This window comes from Streptomyces sp. NPDC001927 (assembly GCF_053594455.1).
The window spans coordinates 37154-60126 of record NZ_JBSFEN010000006.1; the positions used below are offsets into that span (position 1 = coordinate 37154).

Sequence of the window (22973 nt, forward strand, 5' to 3'; positions counted from 1 at the left end):
GCTTGATCTTCTTGACGCGGTTCTCGATGTCAGGCCTCCGGTTGTGTCTGAGAAGCTGCCATGACGTTCTTTGACCGCGACGCGTCGAGCCGGGGGAAACACGTGGACGTTGCTGAGCACGAGCTGAACCATCCCTGGGAAGGCGTTCTTGTCACGCCCGCCCACGGCCGTGACGTCGGCGTTCTGGTCCTGGCCGGTTCCAGCGGACGCATCGAACACGAGAGAGCACGCATCCTCGCTCAGCAGGGCATCATTGCTCTGTCCATCCGTTGGTTCGGCGGACCAGGGCAGTCCCGGGGAATTTGTGAGATCCCCTTGGAGACCTTCACCGCTGCGGTCGATCTCCTCACCGCGAGCGGGGCCCGGCGCATCTGTATCCTCGGCGTCTCCAAGGGAGCTGAAGCAGCTCTGCTCACGTCCGTGCACGACCCGCGCGTGGACGTTGTCGTGGCGATGTCACCCACCTCGCGAGTCTGGTGCAATGTGGGCCCGGGCCTCGACGGGGAACAGCGCCCGTATCGCTCTTCGTGGACTTGGCGGGGGCAGCCACTGCCTTTTGTTCCGATGGATGATTCCTGGACCCCCGTCGACCCGGGCAGCGGTCCGGTCGCCATCCGCGGATGGTACGAACTCAGCGAGCAGAGCTTCGCTCACCTGCTCCCTCCGGCAGAGATCCCCGTCGACAGAGCCCGGGCCGATCTGGTGCTCGTCGCTGGCGGCGACGACGCGATGTGGCCCTCTCTCCGCTTCGCCGAACAACTGGCAGAACGCCGACGCTCAGCCGGGACCACTGTGCATCTGATCGCCCGCCATGATGCCGGACACCGACCACGCTTTCCCGGCGAGAGCCCGGCGCCAGCCTCCCCGCACTTCCTGTACGGAGGCACGCCCGGAGCTGACGCGCTCCTGGGGAAGGCCGCGTGGTCGCACATCCTCGACAGGCTCAGCAGCACGGCTCCCCCCAGCTACTGATGTTCGGCAGGAGGCTTCTCCGTCAAAGCCCCCCCGCACTCCACGGCCTGGTGCCCCAGCCAGAGATTCGGTTCGGGTGCCCGCTGAACCTCCACACGCCGTTGAACGTCGGACCGAGAGAGGCGACGAGCGGCCCTGGCCGATTTCAGGGCTCTGGCAGCAATTGTGTGCATGGTCTTCCAGTCCCCCGATCCCGTGGTCGGCCAGAGCCGTCTGGCTGGACGGGATGACAGAGGAGCGTGATCTGTGGCGGGGAATGGGACGGCGGGGTGGTCTCCTGGGCACCTACTATCGGCTCCGTGATGCCGCGAAGGTCAGATGCCGCGTAAGCCCCCGCGCCTGGTGCGCGCCAGCCTCACTGACCGCCAAGGGCACGACTCGGTCAGCACGCTGCTGACCACTACCTGCCCTGGGCCACCCACCTGCAGCGCCCTCCACACATACCTCTACGTCGATGGTCTCGACCTGATCGCGCGCAGTCACAACGGCGCAATCGGTGATCATCCGAATCGGCTGCTCCGGCCCGGAGGCCCCCTCTATCCGACCGACCAAGCCCGGATGGTGAATGTCGCGGCCCAAGAGCAGGGCGCCAACACCGCCCCGGCGGTTTCTATCCGGATCCGGCTCCGAGGACAGACAGTGGTCTGGGGCGATCTGACATACCCAGGCGCTGACGACCGGGTGATCGAGGAAGTTCGATTTGACCTGACCCAGTACCTAGCCGCGATCGAACAGGGCTACTCGCGCTGGGACCGTCGCGCGTGACGCGTACCAACGGAAGCACCAGCGGCTTTCACCGATCCGCGCCGACGCTCCTACATGTCCTTCCCGGGACTCGGTGAGGGTGCGCTTCCTGGGAGCTTGAGAGGGCGATCGTGGCTGACGAACGACTTGACGCCGAGTGGCTCCGCAGCTGGTGTCAGCAGACGGATCCGGCACTCGCGAACCTGATGCGCTCGTTCCAAGCACGGCACGCCCTCGAGCCGGGCACTATGACGAGTCGGGCGGTCCAGTCGATGGGGTAGGCCAGGTCGTCGAGCTGTTGGAGGTAGGCCGCCCCGGGCAGGGCGAACGCCTCCGGCATCTCCGAGAGGGCCAGGAGCGCCTGGTAGGAGTCACCCCACTCGCTGGAGACCTGCAGGAAGCGCCGCGTGAACGGATTGGCCGCCAGCGCGGGCCCGGCGTTGAAGTCGGCGCCTCCCTCGGCGAGGAGGAGTTCCCCAGGGCCGCGACGTTGCGGCCGCGGCCGCGGACCGGGGTCTCGGTGCCGTCCGGGAGGAACGGCTCCGTGAGCCCGCGGCGCGCGGAGTGGCCGTAGATCCACAGGATCTCCGCCTCCGAGGCCGGCCGCATCGACACCCCGGTCGGCCACTGAGCCTGGATCCGCCGGGCCTGCTCCAGACACCGCCGCACCACCGCATCGGTGACAACCGCGGGCATCAGCCCGAGCTGCAGGGCGACTTCCGCCCGCGCCGCCCGGAACGCCGACAGCACCACGTCCTTCTGCGACAGCGGGGGAAGCGGGATTGCGAGCCAGTCGGTACGGCCGGTCAGCTCCATGGACTCCAGCTGGTCCAGGACCGTATGTCCGAGGCGCTCGTAGCGGGGGGCGCGTTCCAGGTCGATGCCGTCGACCATGACGCGCACCACCGCGGTCGGGTCGATCTGCGGGCACAGACTCATGAACATCGGCTCGCCCGTCAACGCCTTCAACAGGCCCTCCAGAACCTTCAGACGACGCTGCCGAAAGAGGCGGTCGCTCTGGTGAGGGACGCAGGGTCCGGTGCGATGGGGAGACCTCTCCGTGATCTCCTACGCATACCGCACAGCCGTCGGTCGGGACGACCGCACAGAGGTTCAGGGCGCACTCGATGCTCTCAAGGAAGGGCCCGGTCATGCTCCGCTAGCGCTCCGGTCCCCGGCAGGCCTGCAGTAGTCGCGCTCTTCGGCTCGAGAGACCGGAGCGTTGTGAGCGCGTGTGCGGCCTGTTCTCTCGATCGTGGGCAGGTCGCCACCGTTCTTGAAGAGACCACTCCGCCGCGCCGCTGGGTGGTCTCTTCGGCGTACCCGACCTGAGTCTCGATCTGAGATGCGATGAGTCGCGACCCTGGCACTGAGGACACCCCTCTGACCTGCACTGAGACGCGATGAGTCGCTCGAGTCACGACAATTCAAAAACTAGATGGAACATGCTCCACCAGCGCCCGGAATCAAGCCATCGGTCGCACGTCGTCTCACGGGGCCCCAGTCACCCGTCATATGAAGGGATCAGCGATTGGAGGTAGCTTTGGGTGACTGCGTCCACGGAGTAGAAGCGGGTCCCTCGGGCTCCTCTGGTGGCAAGCACACGGTACGTGTTCAGCGCGTACTGCAGGTAACGCTGTGGTTGGAGGCCGCGTAGTTGGGAGTCGTGGCTCTCCTCGGGGTGCGCGATCCATTGATCTCCCCGACGGACGAGGTCTCCACCCATGATGACGGCGTTGTAGGCGTACTCCATCCCCTGGGCTGTATAGATACAGCCGACCTGCTCGTGACCCCCTGTATCGGTGGCCCAGAAGGGGCGGGCTGGTACATCAGGGTGGTCGGAAAGCTGGTCGTCGGCGCGTGAGTTCCAAGGGCGAGCCCAAGTCTGCGGGCCATCAGGGCCTTCCCAGGTGATCGTCACCTCGGGCAGCAGTGGTGGGGTCGACGGAGAGTCCCAGGGCCAGCAGAAGCCTGCGGTGATCCGTGCGGTCACACCGCTGCGGCTGTGTCCGGCGACCCAGTGGCTGAGCTGCTCGGGGTCTGCGGCGAGCGCCAGGTCGTAGTCGCTTCCCTCCCAAGTTGGGGCGGTGCCGGCCGGATGGAAGAGACGGTCGATCCACTGCTGATACGCGCGTGAGCCGTTGCAGCGGAACTGGCTGACCAGGTCGATGTGGGCGAAGGCAAATTCGCAGCGCTGGGCATGCTGCTTGAGCTGTTGGAGCGTGAGGCCTTCCGTCGGCCGCACGATCTGCCGTTCGTCGAGGAACAGAACCGTCACGGCAGCTTGATCGAGGAGCTTTCCCAAGGTGACTGGGAAGGCTCCGCGCTGGTGATCGGGGTAGGTGCGGGCGCGGTGGGCCTCATCCAAGAGCACTACGCTGTCGCCGGTGATGCCGGCCGGAACGTTGTTGAGGAACGTGGCGATGAGCCCCCGGAAGCCATCTCCAACGGTCCTACGCAGCTGCCGGGTAAGTGTCCCTGACGGGGACAGCAAGCGGGGGTTGCTCTTGGGTTGTCTGCACAGGTCCCCGAAAAGCCGGGAGGCAATGACTGTCTTCCCGGTGCCGGGACCGCCGGTCACAGCGACGATGCTCTTGGTTCCGCGGGCACGGGCAGCTTCCACAGCATGCAGGACTTCCTGCCGGGCGAGGTCTTGATCGCCGATGAGGGTGAAGGCGTCGCGTCCCTCGATGACTTCACCGGCCCGCTCAAGCAGCGCTGGTGAGGGACGGTGCTGGATGGTGAGAAAGCGTTCGACATCCTCGCGGCCGCTGGGCTTCAGCTCGGCACAGCCCACACGCTCAGCCAGGGCTTCAGGAGTTGGGTGTGGGGTGAGATCGTCCCGCCCGAGTACAGGGTGCTTGGCTGCTGGTCCACGTGACGCCTGTGCGCGTAGATCGGCGACGAGGCCCGCGGGGGCGTCGTGGAGGATGACGGTGCCGCGGACGGTCAGTGGGTAGTCCTCTCGGGCGACCCACTGCTGCAGATAGTGCACGTAGCCACCGACCTGGCGGGCAGGGTGCTGGACGACGCGCTCGCCGGTGCGCACCATGCCGGGCCGAAGACCGCTGAGCTGGACATGCGTCCACTGCTTCAGCTCGATCGCGACGACGCAGGGATTCCCGTCTGTTCCTGTGCCAAGCAGCAGAGCATCGACACGCTCTCCCGTGGCGGGCAGGGAGTACTCCAGCAGCACGTACAGGTCGTCAAGCCCGGCGGCTTGCAGAACCTTGACGAGTGCCGGCCAGCTGCGCCGCCAGCTCTGCACTTCTTGGGTACTGGGTGCTTCACCGACCGCTTTCGTGAAGCGGCGTTCCGCCGCGGCGATGAACGTCTCGTCTCCTATGTGCCGGGCCAGCTCGGCCACGGTGCCCCCGTAGAGATGCATGCGCGATCTATATCAACCGCGTCTGACAGACGGTGCTTGGGAAGTTGCCGAGGACGGTATCAGTGGCTTCTGATACAGCTGTGGACATGACCCTGTCGTCCCTGCAACACGCCTTGGCCCAGTTCGCCGTCGAACGCGAGTGGGAGCAGTTCCACACCCCGAAGAACCTCGCGATGGCGCTGGCCGGCGAGAGCGGGGAGCTGCTGGAGATCTTCCAGTGGCTGACGCCGGAACAGTCCGCCCAGGTGATGCAGGACGACGAGCATGCTGTGCGGGTACGAGAGGAGATGGCCGATGTCCTGGCCTACCTACTGAGGCTGGCGGATGTCTTGGACGTCGACCTGGAGCAGGCGTTGGTTGAGAAGATCGAGAAGAACCGCCGCAAGTACCCGGTGCATCTGGCGCGGGGGAAGGCCGACAAGTACACACAGTTGGGGGGATGATCCACGTCATGCGGATCGTGATGCAGCCGGCCCGCCGGTCGGAGAAGGACGTCGAGCAGCACTACCAGGACACCATCGTCAGTCCCGTGGTCTTCGACGACCACGCGGACATCCTCGACGCGTCGACCATCGATCAGCTCAAGCAGCTTTTCCCCGACGGTCAGGCCCAGATGTGGGGCGTCGTACCGGGGAAGAAGAACGTCAACGTCTCCCGGATCAAGAAGATGCGCCCCGGAGACTGGGTTTTCTTCAGCGGCGACAAGCGCGTCTACTTCGGTGGCACGATCGCCCTGATGTGGCGCCACAAGGACCTGGCCACACGACTGTGGGGCACCGATCCGGCCGGCAGCACCTGGGAGTACATGTACGCCCTTTCCGGCACCCGCGGCTTCGACATCCCCATCACCGAGATCCGCGCCCTGCTCGGCTGGAACCCCAACCGCAACATCATGGGCATCTCCGTCCTCAGCGAGGAGGAGAGCGACACCCTCCAGACCTTGTTGACCCTCGACACTGCCGTGGCGGCACTCGAACCGGTCGACGCGGCCGAGGAGGAAGCCGCCGTTGCAGCCTTCGATGGGACACTGGAGCGCACGGCCCAGCGCGCCCAGCGTGGGGAGCAGGCGGCGCTGAAGAGGCGCCTCCTCCAGGAGGGGCAGGGCCAGTGTGCCCTGTGCGGCCGGGCGCTGCCGGGAGCCTTCCTGATCGCCGCGCACATCAAGAAGCGCGCGATGTGCAGTGACGGCGAGAAGCGCGACCTGGCCAACGTCGCCATGCTCGCCTGCACCCTCGGGTGCGATGCCGTGTACGAGCACGGCTACGTCGGCGTCGCCATCGACGGTGGCCTCCAGGTCAGTCCTCTTGCCAAGGAGATTCCTGAGGTGGAGGCCTACGTCCAGGACAAGCTTGTCGGCCGGACAGTGACCTGGTGGACACCCAGCCGTGAGCCGTACTACGCCTGGCACCGCATCCACACCTTCAAGGACGTTCCCCCGGCATGACCACTGCTCCCTTCAACGCAACGGGCGGTGCCGGCGAAAGCCTCCCCAGCCTGGGGTGCCAGAGGTACAGCCTTGAGGAACAGCGAATCGAAGACCTCTACCTCGCATGGCAGGTCCGGGAAGAACCGGTGCGGTACGCACTGCTGTACGGAAGCGGTTCCGCGCTGGTCGAGGCAGTGGCGCAGGTGCTGGCTACGGCCGGCCTGGCCACTGTCGATCTCGATGAGCAGCTCGGCGGTACGAAGTCGGCCGACTTGCTCGTCAGCGTGGAGGGCGGGCCGGCGCGTCTGGTGGAGGTCAAGGGTGTCTCGGGTCCCGCGCAGGAGAACCTCGTGGGGCATCTGCAGCGACATCTGGAGACCTGGCCGAAGTTGCGGCCCGATGTACCGGTGGCCGAAGGCGTGCTGATCGTGAACTTCCAGCACAAGCTGCACCCGTCCGACAGCGCGCCGGCTGCCTACACGCGGCCGGAGTTCGTTGCTTCGCTCGAGTCGTCGCCGGTGACCGTGATCGGCACAGTGCAACTGTTCGACTGGAGGCGCGCCGCTGACTGGGCAGCCATCCGTGCAGCCGTGCTCGGCACAGCTGCTGCCTCAGGCGGCCCGGCTCTGGCTACAGGCCGGACGGGCGGCGGAGGGCAACAGGAGCGGTCAACCGGCAGGCGGTGGTGGTGGCAGGGACGTTCAGGGAGCGACAGGTAGGCCGTGCCTGTGATCGTACCGGCGAGGCTCGGCGGACTTGTCCGGCCGATCATGTGACTGCTCCGCGCCCGAGTCGTTCCTGTGGGTATGGGGCGGCGTGATCTGAGTGATGCCGAGTGGGAACGGCTGCGGCCGTTCCTGCCGGTCAGTAACGGGCGTTGCGGCAGGTGGCGGGATCACCGGCAGGTGATCGACGGGATTCTGCACCGGGTACGGACCGGGGTGCAGTGGCGTGATCTGCCCGATCGGTTCGGGCCGTGGAAGACCGTCTACGAACGCCACCGCCTGTGGTCGGCCGACGGCACCTGGGAACGTCTCCTCCAGCAGGTCCAGGCCTCGGCCGACGCCGCAGGCGAGATCGACTGGGACATCTCGGTCGACTCCACCAGCGTCCGCGCGCATCAGCACGCGGCCGGCGCCCGCACCGATCCGCCACCGCCCCCGGGATCAAAGGGGCCGCCAGCATGGAACACCAGGACGAGATGCCGTGGCAGAGCCTGGTCGCCCGCTTGGTGGAGGTGGTGCTGGAGGTGAGGGCCTGGGCCGCTCGCGGGGCGGGTTCACCAGCAAGCTCCACCTGAGCGCGGACGGCCGCTGCCGCCCGCTGTCCCTGATCGTTACCCCAGGTCAGCGGGCGGACTGCACCCAGTTCAAGCCGGTCCTGGAGAAGATCCGAATGCCCAGACCGGGCCTGGGACGACCACGGAACAAGCCCGACAGCCTCGCGGCCGACAGGGCCTACAGCAACGGCCCCATCCGCGAGTACCTGCGACGGCAGGGAATCCGCCACACCATCCCGGAGAAGACCGACAGCCAGGCAGCCCGCCTGCGCAAAGGCGCCCGCGGTGGACGGCCGCCCTGCTTCGACGAGGACCGCTACAAGAAGCGCAACACCGTCGAGCGGGCGATCAACCACCTGAAGCAGTCCCGGGCGGTCGCCACTCGCTACGACAAGCGCGGTTACGTCTTCCTCGGCACCGCCACCGCGGCGGCCGTCGCGATCTGGCTTCGGACATGAACTGCTACGCGACCCAGCAGTAGACGCCCTGGTTCTGGCGCCGGGCGCTGCTGACGAGAGCAGCGAGATCACCCACGATCGCGTCGGCAATCTCCGCGCCGATGACCTCGCCGTCCTCCGCACGCAGCCGAGTCCACGAGGCGGCGACGTCTCGCAACCTGGCTTGCCCGGCGTCCGCGAGCGCTGCGGACAGGCGAGGCGAGAGCGCGAAGACGACGCACCCGTCGTTGTCCTGGCCAGCGACGATGCGAGGCTCACCGGCTTCTACCAGTTCCTCGAAGCTACCGCCGGCCAGAAGGCATTCCCACTCCAGGACGGCTTCTTCGGGATCGAAGTTACCGAAGGAGAGAGACTCGAATGCCCGTCCCGGCCCGGACTGGAGGGCCAGACCCGCTGACGTGTCGTCCGGTGCCACGAAGAACTTCACGATGATGCTCACCCGGGCATCATGCCCGACTGCCTACAGCCATGATCGGCCGGACAAGTCCTAGGCGCGAATGAGGACAGAACGTGTCCTATGGCGCTCCGTCGGCCTGTCTCTGGCATCGCCGGACACCGGCTCCGGCGGTCCACTGCGTGACGTGCGGCTGCTCCGTCCAGCCAGAGTCGCCGAGGATGCGGACCTCAGGCTCATGGCCGCAGGCCCGGAGGAAGGCGAGTACGCCTTCCAGTGACAGTGCCGTCGTCGCGTCGTTGCGCAGCGGGTGGAAGAGGAGCAGGTTGTGCTCGGCCAGCCGGGCGTCGACGACGACTCGGACGGTTCCCGGGGCGGCGTTCAGCAGGGCGAAGGGGGATACCGCTCCAGGTGTCACACCGAGGACGTCCGCGAGCGCCTCGGGGCGGGCGAAGGACAGTCGGCCCACACCCCATTCGGTGGCCAGAGCCCTGAGATCGACGGGGGTGTCCTCGTCCGCCACGAGCAGGACGAACCGCTTGCGGCGGTCGCGGAGGAAGAGGCTCTTCGTACCCCTGCCAGCCAGCCCGGTCACCACATTCCGTGCCTGTTCGACGGTGAACACGGGAGCATGGCGCCAGCTGCTCCGGGCAATACCCAGTTCGTCCAACCGCGCCGCAAGCGCAGCCTCAGCCTGGTCCAGGTCTCGCATCGTCATCCGGTCATCTTCCTTCATGGCCTCTGTGCGCCTGGGGAACTGGGCGGCGTGGAGGTGGAGTACGAGGACTGGTCCGCTCATATCGGCCGTGGACCGGGTCGCCGCGTGCCGGGCCGTCGCGCAGCTTTGGCCGAGGAGGTTGCCGGGCCGCATCGGCAGTGCCGCCTCGAGCGCCGATCGGTAGAGGCGTTCGGCCGAACGGGGGGCGTCCGTTCTCAAGGGTGCGGGCTGGGCGGGCCGGCTGCTGGGAAGTCCGGTTCGCATGGGCGGATCAGTGCCGTTCGAACGCCATGTCCCGGGCGCGCAGGTGCTCGCGTGGCCCCGCCGCCCGCAGAACCACGTCCAGCACCCGTGCCGGGTCGGCCGCGTAGGCGTGGGAGAACCACGCCATGTTGGCCTCCACCACAGCCCAGCGGTGGCCGGGGCGGTACGGGTCGAGGAGCTGTCCGACGTCCACGACGACGGCACTGGGCAGCGTGTGCCCAGCTGCGGCGAGAAGCCGGTCGGTGAACTCGGTGATCTGCGTGGCGGCGGCCCGGTCCTGACGGTCCGTGCCGAGCGGGCGGGGGTCAAGCCGCCCGAACACCGCGTACCGACTAGCCGCGGCGATCCGGCCGTCCAGGAGGAACAGCCGGTACTCGGCCGCGAAGGTCACCACGTCGGACAGCAGCACCGGTGTCGCCGGGTCCAGGGCGGAGGGCAGGTGGGAGCCGCCGGTGTAGACGTCGGCCGGGAAGGACTTGTCGCGGGGCGGTTTGACGAATGTCGGCTTGTCGATCGCCCATGCGTCCGCGACGGTCCCCGTCCGGACCCGGCGGCCGGTGAACTCCTCCGGCAGCTCGGCGAGCCAGCCGTCCGTCGGCTCCAGCAACGCGAACCCGAGCCGGCCAGCCAGCCGCGCGCCCGCGACCGGCCCGCCGTACCAGTACGCAGGGCCTGCCAGGCCGGGCCCTTCCGCCGCTCTGACCGGCATCCCTCGCCCCGCTGCCTCTACGGCCAGCAATTCCATCGTCGACGTCCGCCGCCCCGGCATGACCAGCACCCGGCACCCCTCCCGCACTCCGCAAAACCGCCACACTAGCCCCGCCCCGACTGCCGTCGCAGTCGAGAAACCCCTGGCGGGCGAGGCCGCCAGCGGGCGAGGCGGCCGGCGGGCGAGGCGGCCGGCGGGCGAGGCGGCCGCTCTCGCATGCAGGGCCGACCCCGACCACGCGTGGATCGGCAAGGTGCCGTACGTCCGCACGCCTGTCGGCCTCCGTCATCCGCTTGCTGAAGAACCCCATCCCGGTCCGGGACGGCAACATCGTCCTGGAGCAACCAAGACGGCAGGCAAGCTCACCCGGTGCCCGTTCAAGCCCTACGAATCGGGGCCCCCGACGCCGGGTACTGCGGGGGCTGGCGCCGCGTCCTCGTACCCGCCCATCAGTCGGGTGCCGTCACCCGGCCGGGCCCGGTGCGGCTTCTCGATCCCGAGACTGCCCCATGGGGAGCAGACCCGGCGGATCTTGAGGTCTGGCGTGCGTTCGCCGGCGGTCATGACCTGGCCGCGGCGGCGTGGCCGCCGTCCACAGCCCAGCCCACCCGACCCCTCCCATAGGAACAGCGAAACCCACGACAGCTAGCAACCAGACCTGCCAACCGCCCCACAACAGCCGCTCGGTCACCCCATGACAGCAACCCATACCCCCGTCCCACACCCACTACTACAACATCCGCATCACGAGCCCGCTGACGCCCACCCACCACCACCCCAACACCCACTCACACCACGTGGTCGGACGACCACCAGTCCCGGGCCCGCGGGTTCCGGAACGACCGCCCGCCGGTGCCTACTTCCATGACACGCCGGGGAACTGGGCCCGCCGCGCCGATGGTCACCGCCTGCCGTGCGGGCGGCGCCTTGGCTCTCACACCCTGCGCGGATGAATGCGGTCTATTGTGGCCGTGATGTGCTGAATACTCGGTGCAAAGGGGGAGATTGCTGTGACAGAGGAAATGGACTGGACCGAATGGGCGGAGCGGCTCTCGGATGACGGGCAGCGCATATCACGGACTCGGATGGGCATGCGTATCGCTACAACGGACTGGGGACGAAAGGAGCTCTGGCTGAGGCTGGAACGGCTGACCTACCACCAGGTGGACGGTGTACGCCGGGTCGAAGCGCCCCGCATCTTCCAACGCCAAGCCGGGTACGCTACGGGGTTCGAGATCATCACGCCGGGCAAGCCTCGCAGATTCAAATCGTTCGGCCCGGCAGGCCGGATCAAGCTGGACGACGGTGTGGGGTTCTTCGGCTACACCGAACTGGACGACGGCGCATACGTCGTGCGCCTGGAAGAAGACGCGACCACTAACTGGACCATCGGCCGCGAGTACATCAGGGCTCCACTGCCGCCCTACCAATTCACATTCACCATCAAGGGCAGCGCACCAGAAACGGCCAAGCCCCGCCCCGAGCCCTCAGGCTACGACCCCGACGACGATCCCTACCGCCCCTCCCTGTGGTGACCGACCAACCTGCTCTGCGGCTGGAGCTGTGGTGCGCCCGGATGGGCTACGCGGCCAGCGCCAGCAGGTCCGCCGCGGCGCGCCGGTCGCGCTGCTGCGGCACGCCAACCGGCGCCAGAGGCTCGGCGCCGCGGTAGACCCGCCCGAGGTAGTCCTCGACCGGCCGGCGCCACGGGCGCCCGGTCAGGACGCCCATGACGACCGCGCCAACGGGCGGGCACACCACGTCCCCGATCCGCTGGAACGCGCTCGTGCGCGAGTCCCTTGCGGGCCGTCGACTCCGAGGCCCGCCAGGGGTAGGTCGGCAGGAACCCGACCAGCTGTCCGGCCTCGCCCTCGGTCAGCCGGTATTCAGGACACCCAGAACGCTCACTTCACCAGCGAAACGACTGAAGACTCAGCAACAATCACATTCGGCGGCAGTTCACCCGTGTCGCAAGTTCCGTTGATCAACTCAACGAGGAACTCGAGCAGACCCGCTTCAACCTCCCACCATGCGCCATTTGCACCACCGATAACAACGGTCCAGGAAGCGGGGTTAGGATCACGAGTCAGCCAGCAGAAGATATCACCGTCCAAGGATTGACCCCACGGAAGCAACCCTCCTCTATTCGGATAAGGGGCGTATCCTCCGGATGCCTGATCATCAGCGAGGTAGGAAATCGTCTCGATTTCATACCGAATACCTTCAATGTAGGCATCTTCATACCCGACATCCGGGATCCAAACACGCAGGAAGCCCCCAACTTCAAACGCAGAAAATCTCCCTGAAAGTTCTTTGAAGTCTCGCGGTAGATCGGTCCCCAGTTCCGTCGCAATGTAGTCCCAGTTCACCACCTTGGGCTCACTCAGGATCAGACTCGAAAGGCCGGGAAGAGCTTCGATGAGGTCGCGAGGTGTCAGCATGTCGTCTGCCAATCCTGGATGTTTTTAATCCTGGCGTCGAACAGTTTACCGCGAGCAGTAAAGGCGGTCATCCGAATTCCCGTCGGAACCAAATCGTTCCCCTCGTACGTGAGGGTCCCCGTATATTGAACCCAGTTCCCTGCAGCAAGCTCATTCCTTATCCTCTTCTCACATCTCCTCATTCCACTCTTGTTCATTCTGTCGCGACCAGGGAAAAGGTTCTCGCTGCGCGCCGCACCATAGAACTCATCACCGACAATATGCGTCTTGTTGTACATGGCAAGTCCGGGACGGATTGCATTGTCCGCCGGCTTTGGCATGCCAACCACGGACACCGAAGATATGTCGACCCGCGGCGGTGGCTTGAGATCCTGCTTTCCGCACATCAACGCCGAGGCACCCTGAGAGCGCCGCAGGGAGTCGAGGGGAAAATAGTGGTAACGCTCCTCCCTAGGCTTCTTACATGGATCCTGACTGTCTTGGTCGGGGCCATTGGGATTACCGGGATCTGCGCCCACAGCAGGGAGATCTGTAGGTGCTTCATGGGGAGTGAACTGATCATCTCCGCCGAGCACCCCAAGGATGCTCGCTGCATCGATGATCACGTCCCAGCCGTCCGTCCGCTTCCAGACGTCAACCTTGGGGTCCCAGACGGGCTTTGGGATCCAGTGAGGAGCGGGCTTCGGATTGGGGCCGTCATTGACGTTCGGATCGATCCGCGGGCGCGGCGGGATGATCGGGCTGCCAGGGCGAGGACCGGGGCCAGGGCCGGGAGCGGTCGGTGTGGCGCAAAACATGCAAGACGTCGTGCGGCCGCCCGAGGTGGAGGGGTTACGAGGTTGGGTCTCCGGGGGAGTAGTGCCGCCGTCAGGCTGCGCTTCCGGCAAGCGACGCGAGAATGCCGTGACGGTTGCCGGATTTCCGACGATCGCGTCTGCCATCGCCATCGGCCAGAAGCGACGCGCACCGTATCCCCACAGTCGGTTGAATCTCCGGGACCAAGCACTGGACGAGGACGCGTATGACACGGAAGTCGATGTCTGATAGCCGGGACGAAACCGCACGAGGATCGCATCATGTCCGGTGGGGTCCGTGTAGTTGAGCGGGCTCCCGCTGGCATAGCCGTATCGGTTGGCGTTGGCGGAAGGGGTCGGGTCAAGCAGCCATGTGTCGCGCGAGGTGAAGCTGCCCGTGCCGGGCTGGTACCAGCGGGCGGCCATATTGACTTCGCCGGTAGTGTTGTCGGTCCAGCCGGACTGGTAGCCGACCGCCGGGTTGGCGCCGCTCGACGCCGTGGTCTGGCCGAAGGGATCGTAGGCACGGGATCCGACGACCGAGGTTCCGTTGGGGTTGAGGCCGGCGACCAGGTCGGTGTGCTGGTCGGTGAGGGCGAGCTGAGCCGACGCTGGGGCGCCGACGGGGGCGTTCGCGAGAAGGGCTCCCCCCGGAGTACGGCTGTAAGCCGTAGTGCCATCCGTGACCAGGTCGTTGGAGCCGCCGTCATAAGTGAAGGCCGATCCGCTTCCGGACAGGACGCGGTCGAGCGAGTCGTACGTAAAGGTGCTCGTGCCGTTGCTGACGGTGCGTTCGAAGGCGTCGGACGTGACCGAGCGCGTACTACCGCCCTTCGTGATGGATTCCGTGGTCCCCCGAGGCGTGTAGGAGTAGGCCTCCGCGCCCCACGTCTCAAGGCGGTTCCGGGCGTCATAGACGCCAGTCGTGTCGCCTCGCTGAACGAGGTTGCCGGACTTGTCCCACTCGTAGGGCACCGTGGTGGAGCCACTGGACCACGAGTCCATGCGCCCTGCCAGGTCGTACGCGTAGGTGTTGGCCGCAGAGCCCGCCGTGCCTGTAGTGGTCTTCTTCACCTGGCGGTCGGCGAGGTCGTAGTCGTAGGTGATGCCTGCGACGGACGAGCCAGTGCCGGTGTTGCTGACCGTCTCTGAGGTCAGACGGCCGAGGCTGTCGTGGCCGTATGAGCGCTGTGCTCCGACGGCGCGCTGCCCGTCCGTGCCGAATCGTGCGTACTGCTCCAGCTTGGGGCGCCCGGCTGCGTCGAAGTCGTACCAGAGCTGGGTGGCGGTGAGGGGATCAGTGGCCCAGTCCAGCCGCCCCGCCGCGTCGTAGCCGAAGCTCGTCTGACCGACCCCGTCCGTGCGGGACGTCATGTTCCCATCCGCGTCGTAGGCGTACTGGGAATCACCGGACGGGCCCTGGGCGCGCAGGAGCATGCCGCGGTCGTTGTAGGAGTAGGTGTTCGCGGTGGACACTCCGTCGGTGCCGACTGCGGTGAGACGTCCGTCGAGGTCGTAGGACAGGTTCCGGGGCTGGGTGGCCGCGGTCGTGCCGGAGCCGGTCTCGTGTACGAGTCGGCCTAGTCCGTCATAAGTTCGCTGCCGCTTGACATTGCCTGGGAGCAACTCCGCTACGGTCTGGCCCCCGGCGTCGTAGGTGGTCGTCCAGGTACGGTCGGTCTCGTTCGGGTGCTGTGTGGTGGGCGGCTCGATCGTCGATTCGGGCAGCCCCCACGTGTTGAACGTGTAGTAGGTCTCGTTTCCTCGGCCGTCAGTGAAGCGGGTGCGGTTGCCGTTGGCGTCGTAACCGAAGGTTGTCGTGATCGCGTCGGAGTCCGACAGCTTCTCGATCTGCCTGACCAGCTGTCCCAGCGCGTCGTAGGTGAAGGCGATATGCCCACCGGTCGGGCTGGTGACGGATATCTGGTTGCCGTCCTGGTCGAACGTGGACTTGGTCGAACGCAGCACGCTCGGTCCGGTGCCGTAGTCCTTGGTCTCCGTGACGCGGCCCAGAGCGTCGTAGATGGTCTGAGTCTTACGGAGGGTTGGGTCGATCGCATCAGTGCGTCGTCCGAGGCTGTCGTAGGCGAACTTCGTGACGCCGCCGCCAGGTTGGGTGACGGCCAAAGGCTCACCCGCAGCGTTGTACGTGGCCGCGGATACGCGACCCGCGGGCGTGGTCGATGCGGTCTGGTTGCCGGCGTCGTCCCAGGTGTAGCTGGTGGTCAGGTTCTGTGGTGAGGGGTAGCGCTCCACCGTGGTCGCGGTGAGCCGTCGACCGAGTTCGTCGTAGGTGGCCTCAGTGCGGGCGCCGGTGGGAGTGGTGGCCGACAGCTGCAGGCCCGTGGGGGTCCAGGTGTAGCGGGAGACTCCCGCGCCGGCCAGATCGGTTTCCGTGGTTGTGAACGGGCTGGGTGCGGTAAGGGTGACCGTGCCTCCGGCCACTGGGTCCGTCTTCTGGACGAGGTTGCCGAGCTGGTCGTAGCCGAAGCGTGTGGTGCGGCCCAGGGGGTCGGTCTCGGTGGCGGTGCGGCCAAGCGCGTCGTAGGTCGTCTGCGACTCCGCTGTGATGGGTTCGCCTGCTCCCGGCGACGTGTAGGCGGGAAAAGTCACCTTCGTGCTGCGGCCGAGCTTGTCGAGGGTCATGCGCGTGACGGCTCCGCGCGCGTCACGCGCCTCTGTGGCTTCGCCGTACGTGTTGTAGCCGGTTAGCAGGGTGGGCCGGACTGTGGTTGCGGCGCCGCCGTTCTCCTCGTTCTCGACCGGCGGTGCCTTCGACTCGACGAGGCGGCCGAGAGCGTCGTACCGGTACGTGGTCGTGTGTGCCGCGGCATTGGCGCCGTCGACCGTGCCGCGCCCACCCACGGTGGAAAGGGGCAGACCCCGGTCGTCGAAAATGCTGGTGGTGGAGCGCAGAGGGCCGGTCTCGTCGGAGACGGTGTTCCGGACCGGGCTGCCAGCCGTGTCGTAGTCCGTGGTGGACGTGACCGTGCGGCCCGTGGCGTCGATCGTCCTGGTCTCGCTGGTGACGCGATCGTCATTGTCGTAGCCGATCACGACCTTTCGGGCAAGGCCCTCCGGGTCAAAGAGGCTCTGGGTGACGCGCCCCGTAGCGTCGACGGTGTGGGCGACGATCGCCTTGCCCCCGCCGGTCGTCTGCCGGGTGACGTGGCCGGCTCCGTCGTAGGTGTTGGATTCCAGGACGATGTCACGGCGTGTGCCGTCCGCCTGCGTAACTTGCTTGGCGGTGGTGGTGGCAGCGAGTCCGTCGTCGAAGTAGGTAAACGTCGTGGTGGCGCCCATCGCGTCCGTGGTTGAGGCGAGACGGCCTGCCGGGTCGTAGGCGTTGGACACCAGGACCAGGTCACGCGGCTCACCCGACGGGTCTCCGGCCCAGCCCTTCAGAACCGTCTCGGCATGCTGGCCACGGGCTGTGTAGTTGTGTATGAGGGAGTTACCGAGTGCGTCCGTCTCCTGCGCGAGTCGGCCGAGGGTGTCGTAGCCGAATGTGGTGCTGTTGTTCTCGGCGTCGGTGATGCGGTCCTGCCGACCGGATTCGTCGTAGTGATAGGTGGTGTCTCGTGCCGAGTCGCCACCCGTGGTGTCCTCAGTCGTCTCGCTGAGAACCCTGCCGTCAGGATCGAAGGTACGGCTGATCTTGGCAGTGTGGGTGACGCCGGTGATCTCGTTCCTCACACCGGCACCGGTCTCGGTGACGACGTTGGACATCTCGTCGTAGCGATAGGTGCTGGCGATGCCATTCGGATAGGTGTCGGAGACCTGGGTCTCGGAAACCTTCCGGCCGATGCCGTCATAGGTGAACTGGGTAACCAGGCCGGAAGGCGATGTGACCTTGGCAAGGCCGCCGGTGGCGAAATAGGTGTAGGCGGTGATCGCGCCTGCCGGTGTGACAGTAGTGGCGACCAGGCCCGCAGGAGTGGTTCCGCCGCCGACGGCAGGCTCAGTTCCAGCAGTGTACGTCGTGGACGACGTCCGGCCGTCCGCGAGAGTCACCGTGTCAGGTAGGCCAAGTGTCGTGTAGGTCGTGGTCGTCTTGTAGCGGTCGTCGGTCGGTCCGGTAGAGCGGGCGTCGCGAGCCGTGGTGCGCTTGCCGTTGCGCGGGTCAAGCGGATCCGCGGGATTGTCGTAGAACTCCTGGTAGGAGGTCCAGCAGGAGTTGGCGTCTCGGCACGTGGTGCTGGAGACGGGGTTGCCCTTGACGTCGTGGCCGGTGATCGTGGAGTGGCCGTTAGGGTCGGTAATCGTGTGCAGGTAGCCGCCGGTGTCGTACGCGTACCTGGTGACGCCACCGCCTGCGTCCGTGGAGGCGACACGACGCTGGCCGCGTACCGCGTCGAAGGTGCTGCTGGTCTTCGCACCCTTCGGGTCGGTGACCGTCACCGTCGAGGTGAGCGAGGAGACCGACGCCCGGGTGCGGGCGTCGTACTGTCCGGCCACCTGGTCGGCGCTGAGGGCGTGCCGGTATACCGCGACCTCGTCGAGCGTGCCGGTGAAGTAACTGACGCTGCCGGGGGAGGCGGGCCAGTTCTTGGCGAAGCCTGCGCCGATGTAGGTGCGGTTGTTGCTCTCGTGGTTGACGGGTGCGCCCGTCTTCGTCGCGACCATCGTGCCGTCCAGGTACAGGGTCTGCACCCCTGCCTTGGCGGTGACGGCAGCGTGGTGCCACTGGTTGTCCGTAACCGTGCCCGGCGAAGCGTTCGACTGGGTCACTCCGGAGAAGAACTCGCCGCGGAGCTTACCGTCGGTTCCGACGTACAGTATCGGGGCCCAGTCTCCGCCGGCGTCCGTGGCTCCCGCCATCGGGAGCGTCTGATTGGCCAGCATGACGCCTGGCTTGTCGGTCCGGAACCAGAGGCTGGCGGAGACGTCCGCCGTGCCGATGCCGACGGGCGGGACCTCCGCGTATCCGTTTCCGTTGAACTGGACCGCGGAGCCGTCACCGATGCCGAAGACGCCGGTGGTGCCGAGGGTTGCCTTGGTGTACGTGCCGGTGCCGTTGTTCGCGGCGACCTTGCTGATCACCTGGGTACCGCTGGCCTCGTCCAGCCGCCAGAAGCCAGCGGGGGCGTCCCCGGTGATCAACCCTCGGTAGTGTTCACCGTTGCCGGCGACGAGCCGCGCGCGTTCCCGGTAGTGCTCCATCACGGCCTGAGCACTCAGTTCCTTCGTGTAGAACGCGGCTTCGTCCATCGAGCCGTTGAAGTACCGCACGCCGTATGTGCTGCCGCCGTCCCAGCCGGGGCTGGAGTGGCCGGCACCGAGATACACGTGGGCGAGGCTCTCGGGCTTGACCGCTCCTGCAAGAGATCCGATCTTCACACCATCGAGGTACAGGCTCTGTCCCGCCGTGCCGCCCGTGATCACCACGTGGTGCCACTGACTGTCCGTCACCGTGTTGCTGCTGATGGTCGGAGTCGCGGTGGAGCCGCGCCACAGATGGCCGCGGAGCTTTCCGTTGACATCAACGAGGAGGCTCGGGTTGTGCATCGCCGGCAAGGTGCCGAGTTCGGTGTTCTGGAGCCCGAGGAGAACGCCGCCGGGCTTGTCGGTACGGAACCACGTTTCGACGGAAAGTGCGGTGGCTCCCTCAAGGGCGTCTGCGGGTACCTCGACGGTTCCTTCAATGCCGTCGAGGCCGATGGCACCGTCGTCACCAGCGGCGAAGGCACCGATCTGTCCGAGCGTTACACCGTCCCGGTATGACCCGTCGGCACCGCTGGATATGTCGTCGGCGGCGGCCGCACCGCTGCTGTCGCCCATCCGCCAGTAGTTGACAGGGGCGGCAGCCCGGACGGCCGAGGCGTAGCTCTCAGAGCCCGCGGAGTACGCGGGTGCGGAGATCTTCCAGGTTCCCGCACTGTCCGACACCGCAGTCACGCGCTCGGTGCTGCTGTCATAGACGACCTGCGCGCTCGTCCGACCTGAGGGGAGTGTGACCTTGGTGATCCTGGAGGCGCCGTTTCGGGCCGCAAAGTGCTCCTTGACAGTCGCGGCGTCGAGCGCGTGGTGGTAGACCGCTACCTCGTCAAACGTTCCCGCGAAGTGGCGCGTTCCTTCCCCGCCGCCGAAAGACCGGCTGGAGTATCCAGCCCCCAGGTAGGTGTACGTCCTTCCCGCATGGTCGACCGGTCCCGCATGGGTACCAGTTGCTACGCCGTCGACGTAGAGGGTCTGACTTGTGCCGGTGCTGGCAAGGACCACGTGGTGCCACTGGTTGTCGTCAAGGGGACCGACCGACGACATCGACACCGGCGTTGTGCCGACGGTACCGAAAGAGCCGATCAGGTAGCCATTGGTGTCGAGTTCGAGAACGGGAAAGTTGTCACTCGTTGGCACATCACCCAGGGGCGTGTCCTGGAACCCCAGGAGTACACCCTCGTACCTGCCGGTCTTGAACCACATCTCCACTGACAGAACAGTGGAAGACGAGAGCGTGGAGTCAGGCAGCTCCACGTGCCCGCCACTGAATGTGCCCGCCTTGTTGCTGGTGCCGGCAATCGCCCCCTCGGCGCCCAGCGTGACATCGCGGTACCGGCCGGCGTTCATGCCCGTCGTCGACACCGCGTCGCTGGCCGCCGTCTCGCCATCCGCTTCGTTGAGGCGCCAGTAGGCACTGGGGTTGGCGTCCAGGACCATGCTGCGGTACTGGCTGCCGCTCTCGTACGTGTACTGGGTGCACGCGGTCGTGGACGTCGGCGGGCAAACCTTCACGAGCCGGTCGCCGTCGTAGGTGTAAGACCACTTCAGCTTCGTACCGGCTCCGTCCACCACGTTGGTTTCGGCCGCGACGACATGACCGCCCGACCAGGTGAAGGCGAGGTAGCGCCCCGAGACGACGTCCGTGGCCTTGGTCAGCTGACCGTCCGTATAGGTGAGCTGCTGGGTGCGCCCGTGGCCGTCGGTGATCTTGGCCAGTCGGCCGTCGGCATCGAAGGTATGTCGGGTCGCCGATCCGTCGCGCAGGGTCCAGCCACCCCCGGTCTCAGCCTTGAGGACACCGACTGATCCGGAGGGTGCGGCGTAGGTGCCGTCGGCGTTGCGGCCGAAGCGGACCTGGGCGCCCGTCGACAGGGTGATGAGGACGCTGCCGTTGTTCTCAGGTACGGCCCGCATGTCCCACCGGGTTGCCCAGCCGGCGCCGAAGGCATTGTTCTGCCGTGGGTCCTGGGAGTTGTAGGTGCGGGTCACCGAGAGCTCGGGCCCGACAGTGGGTACGGCGGCGTCCGTGGCTGCGGTGATGTAGTTCCCGGCTCGCTCGCCAAAGCCACGCCCGGTGTCGGACCCACCAAGATGGCCGGTGATGGGAGGCTGCGGAACGTGCGTCGTCAGCCGAGATGGTTCCGGGCGGGTGGAGGTGGCGCTCCCGTCGTACGCATAGCCATACCAGGCGTACGTACTTGCCCACGACAGCCACCCGGCGGGAACGATCCACTGGGAGGACGCGCTACGGGTGCCCATCTTGCAGTTCTTGCGCGTGTTGCTGCCTTCCACCTCACAGACCTCGAACTGGAACTCCAGGGCCTTGGGGTAACGGTCCCGGTCCGTGGCAGAGGCCCAGAGCGTGGGCGTAAGCGTGTTGACGACAACGCCGCTGGCGGGCGCAAGGCCAGTAAGCGTCGGTGGAACGTTCACAGCCGAGATCTTGACGGCGGCCGTCGGTATGCCCGCTGCGCTGAACGTGGAAACGCCGTTCTCCCGCATCGTCCACGCGAGCGTGTACGTGCCGGGAGTCAGAGGTGCGATCTTGGCATCGACAGTGACGCTGGCGCCGGGGGGCACGTCGGCCGGCATCGGCGACCAGCGAATCTTCGAGGTGTCCGTGATCTCTTTGTTCACTGCGTCGTACAGGTGGTAGCCCAGGGTGTAAGTGCTGTTCTTGAGCCAGGTCTGCTGACCGCGGTTGGTGACCGTGACCTTGAAGGTGCCTTCAGAGGTGGCGGTCATCGGGGTGACGAGCTGGCCAAGCTGGTATGTGGCTCCGTACTTGGTCCAGGTGACGTCCAGCGAGGGCTTTCCGTTCGGGTAATCGTCGGAGCCGAAGGTCTTCCACCCATAGGAATCAGTGGTCGATGCCTTGACGGCAAGGCCGTAGTTCTTCTTGCGACCGTGGGTCCAGTCGTCAACGAGCTGGCGTCCCGCCGACCCCAGCTTGATTCCCTCCCACGCGGCCCCGCCACACGGGTAGGACGTTTGCCCCTCGGGCCGCCATCCGTGGGTAAAGCTCTTCGACGCCAGCGCGGCGCCGGTCGCCGGCCCCGGGTACGTCGATGTCGACGTCTCCGACCAGCTCGAGGTGACCGGATGGATCGTCACCGGTCGCGCGGTGCACGAGTACGACCAGGTGTTGTACAGAGCAAGGCTGGCGCCCAGGACCCAGGCGTTCTTCAGCGTGCTCTCGACGCCCGCGAAGTGAAGGAAGCCGGCGGCCTTGTGGCCGCCCGCATCGTAGGTGCCGGCTTTGATGTTCGTGTCGCCGGAGAAGTTCACGTCATACGGGGACTGTACGTATGTGCCGGAGGAGGCGGCGATGGGCGTCGTAGTGACCACCGTCGGGTCGACCTTGACCGGGAAGGTGCGCTCGGGGTCGCGCAGCCAGTTGGCGTCGAGAGAGACCTTCAGGGCCTGCCCGCCGTCGACATCGATCAGTTCGTACCCGACACCGCTGGAGATCTCGCCCTGATTGGAGTTCGGGGCCAGGTTGGAGTCCTCCATCCAGCCTGCAGGTATCCGCGCACGCGCGGTACCGGACGCATCGGTGAACACCACGGCGCCCGTCGTATCAAGGCGAGGGGCCAGCCCCTGCATGTGGAGCGGGAAGACCCACTCCGCGGGTGCGTCGACGCTGTTGAGGACCAGGACTTCCTTAACCGATGTACCGCCAGCCAGGAACCGCACATCGGAATCAGGCCGCACGGACCGATAGGTGATCGTGCTCTCCTCGGCCCCACCGGGCACGTGCGCCGCACCCTGGAGGGCGAACCCGACGGACGCCGTCTCGCCCACCTTCAGCGACACGAGCGGCGCACCATCGGCATGGCCGGCGAACGTCGTCTCGGTATCCCCTGCCGTGATGCGCCAGCCGTCGGAGGAATCGTCTGCTGCGCGGCCAAGCCTGCCGCCTTGAGGCAATGCCTTGAGGGTGGTGTCGATCTCCTTCCAGTTCCCTGAGGGGTCCTGGAAGTTGACCGGCTCCTCAAAGAACCTGGTGGTGAGCGTTCCGTCCGTGTTCTGGAACGTGCGAGCGGTGCGCTCACGTTCAGCCACGAGTTCACGGCTCGTGTGGGGATCAAAGCCCTTGGGCTCGACCGCCATACCCGGTACGGGCGTGGCAGTCGGCTGTGGGAAATCCACGACAGGCGAACCGA

Annotated in this window: 13 protein-coding genes and 1 pseudogene; 7 read left to right on the top strand and 7 right to left on the bottom strand. The window is 66.5% G+C overall.

Translation table 11 applies throughout. The features are described from left to right. Window positions 1-60 precede the first annotated feature (60 nt). Together ACWCO8_RS17260 and ACWCO8_RS17265 are read left to right on the top strand one after the other, a co-directional pair. Window positions 61-972 carry an acyl-CoA thioester hydrolase/BAAT C-terminal domain-containing protein gene (locus ACWCO8_RS17260; RefSeq protein WP_451032887.1) on the top strand — a complete coding sequence of 304 codons (912 nt, stop codon included), beginning with the start codon at window positions 61-63 and terminating at the stop codon, window positions 970-972. 318 nt (window positions 973-1290) lie between these two features. Further along, window positions 1291-1737: a hypothetical protein gene (locus tag ACWCO8_RS17265; protein WP_451032888.1), complete on the top strand. Its 447-nt coding sequence runs from the start codon at window positions 1291-1293 to the stop codon at window positions 1735-1737. A gap of 1483 nt (window positions 1738-3220) precedes the next feature. Here the strand turns inward: ACWCO8_RS17265 and ACWCO8_RS17270 are convergent. Further along, on the bottom strand, window positions 3221-5104 hold the full coding sequence (locus ACWCO8_RS17270; RefSeq protein ID WP_451032889.1) for a DNA/RNA helicase domain-containing protein: 1884 nt from the start codon (window positions 5102-5104) through the stop codon (window positions 3221-3223). An 86-nt stretch (window positions 5105-5190) separates the two neighbouring features. Here ACWCO8_RS17270 and ACWCO8_RS17275 point away from each other — a divergent pair, with 86 nt between their 5' ends. From ACWCO8_RS17275 to ACWCO8_RS17290, 4 genes and pseudogenes are all read left to right on the top strand, one after another. After that, on the top strand, window positions 5191-5547 hold the full coding sequence (locus ACWCO8_RS17275) for a nucleotide pyrophosphohydrolase (RefSeq protein ID WP_451033319.1): 357 nt from the start codon (window positions 5191-5193) through the stop codon (window positions 5545-5547). Beyond that, entirely contained in the window at window positions 5544-6548 is a 1005-nt protein-coding gene (locus ACWCO8_RS17280) for a hypothetical protein (protein ID WP_451032890.1), read from the top strand. The genes ACWCO8_RS17275 and ACWCO8_RS17280 overlap by 4 nt, the downstream gene beginning before the upstream one ends. Next, the gene (locus tag ACWCO8_RS17285; protein WP_451032891.1) at window positions 6545-7249 is read left to right on the top strand and encodes a hypothetical protein; all 705 of its coding nucleotides are present in this window, start codon (window positions 6545-6547) and stop codon (window positions 7247-7249) included. The genes ACWCO8_RS17280 and ACWCO8_RS17285 overlap by 4 nt, the downstream gene beginning before the upstream one ends. Window positions 7250-7336: 87 nt before the next feature. Continuing rightward, window positions 7337-8267, top strand: a pseudogene (locus ACWCO8_RS17290) (IS5 family transposase). A gap of 4 nt (window positions 8268-8271) precedes the next feature. On the opposite strand, the gene ACWCO8_RS17295 reads toward ACWCO8_RS17290, so the two are convergent. The 3 genes from ACWCO8_RS17295 to ACWCO8_RS17305 all read right to left on the bottom strand — a co-directional run bounded on the left by ACWCO8_RS17295 (window position 8272) and on the right by ACWCO8_RS17305 (window position 10388). Continuing rightward, complete coding sequence (locus ACWCO8_RS17295; RefSeq protein ID WP_451032892.1) at window positions 8272-8706, bottom strand: hypothetical protein; 435 nt, start codon at window positions 8704-8706, stop codon at window positions 8272-8274. A gap of 76 nt (window positions 8707-8782) precedes the next feature. Further along, complete coding sequence (locus ACWCO8_RS17300; protein ID WP_451032893.1) at window positions 8783-9286, bottom strand: prolyl-tRNA synthetase associated domain-containing protein; 504 nt, start codon at window positions 9284-9286, stop codon at window positions 8783-8785. 364 nt (window positions 9287-9650) lie between these two features. Further along, window positions 9651-10388 (bottom strand): ATP-grasp domain-containing protein, encoded by a 738-nt coding sequence (locus ACWCO8_RS17305; RefSeq protein ID WP_451033320.1) that lies wholly within the window; start codon window positions 10386-10388, stop codon window positions 9651-9653. Window positions 10389-11362: 974 nt separating this feature from the next. On the opposite strand from ACWCO8_RS17305, the gene ACWCO8_RS17310 reads away from it, so the two are divergent. Beyond that, window positions 11363-11887: a hypothetical protein gene (locus ACWCO8_RS17310; protein ID WP_451032894.1), complete on the top strand. Its 525-nt coding sequence runs from the start codon at window positions 11363-11365 to the stop codon at window positions 11885-11887. A gap of 46 nt (window positions 11888-11933) precedes the next feature. Here ACWCO8_RS17310 and ACWCO8_RS17315 read toward each other — a convergent pair whose 3' ends face one another. The 3 genes from ACWCO8_RS17315 to ACWCO8_RS17325 form a co-directional block, all read right to left on the bottom strand. Further along, the gene (locus ACWCO8_RS17315; protein WP_451032895.1) at window positions 11934-12110 is read right to left on the bottom strand and encodes a hypothetical protein; all 177 of its coding nucleotides are present in this window, start codon (window positions 12108-12110) and stop codon (window positions 11934-11936) included. 146 nt (window positions 12111-12256) lie between these two features. Further along, window positions 12257-12805 (bottom strand): hypothetical protein, encoded by a 549-nt coding sequence (locus tag ACWCO8_RS17320; protein WP_451032896.1) that lies wholly within the window; start codon window positions 12803-12805, stop codon window positions 12257-12259. Beyond that, window positions 12787-22920: a LamG-like jellyroll fold domain-containing protein gene (locus ACWCO8_RS17325; protein ID WP_451032897.1), complete on the bottom strand. Its 10134-nt coding sequence runs from the start codon at window positions 22918-22920 to the stop codon at window positions 12787-12789. Before ACWCO8_RS17325 ends, ACWCO8_RS17320 begins: the two co-directional genes overlap by 19 nt. Window positions 22921-22973: the final 53 nt, after the last annotated feature.

Bases quoted from the DNA above. Each gene is read 5' to 3' on its own strand.
- ACWCO8_RS17270 (WP_451032889.1), bottom strand. From the start codon at position 5,104: ATGCATCTCTACGGGGGCACCGTGGCCGAGCTGGCCCGGCACATAGGA.
- ACWCO8_RS17285 (WP_451032891.1), top strand. From the start codon at position 6,545: ATGACCACTGCTCCCTTCAACGCAACGGGCGGTGCCGGCGAAAGCCTC.
- ACWCO8_RS17260 (WP_451032887.1), top strand. From the start codon at position 61: ATGACGTTCTTTGACCGCGACGCGTCGAGCCGGGGGAAACACGTGGAC.
- ACWCO8_RS17275 (WP_451033319.1), top strand. From the start codon at position 5,191: ATGACCCTGTCGTCCCTGCAACACGCCTTGGCCCAGTTCGCCGTCGAA.
- ACWCO8_RS17265 (WP_451032888.1), top strand. From the start codon at position 1,291: ATGCCGCGTAAGCCCCCGCGCCTGGTGCGCGCCAGCCTCACTGACCGC.
- ACWCO8_RS17305 (WP_451033320.1), bottom strand. From the start codon at position 10,388: ATGGAATTGCTGGCCGTAGAGGCAGCGGGGCGAGGGATGCCGGTCAGA.
- ACWCO8_RS17280 (WP_451032890.1), top strand. From the start codon at position 5,544: ATGATCCACGTCATGCGGATCGTGATGCAGCCGGCCCGCCGGTCGGAG.
- ACWCO8_RS17325 (WP_451032897.1), bottom strand. From the start codon at position 22,920: ATGGCGGTCGAGCCCAAGGGCTTTGATCCCCACACGAGCCGTGAACTC.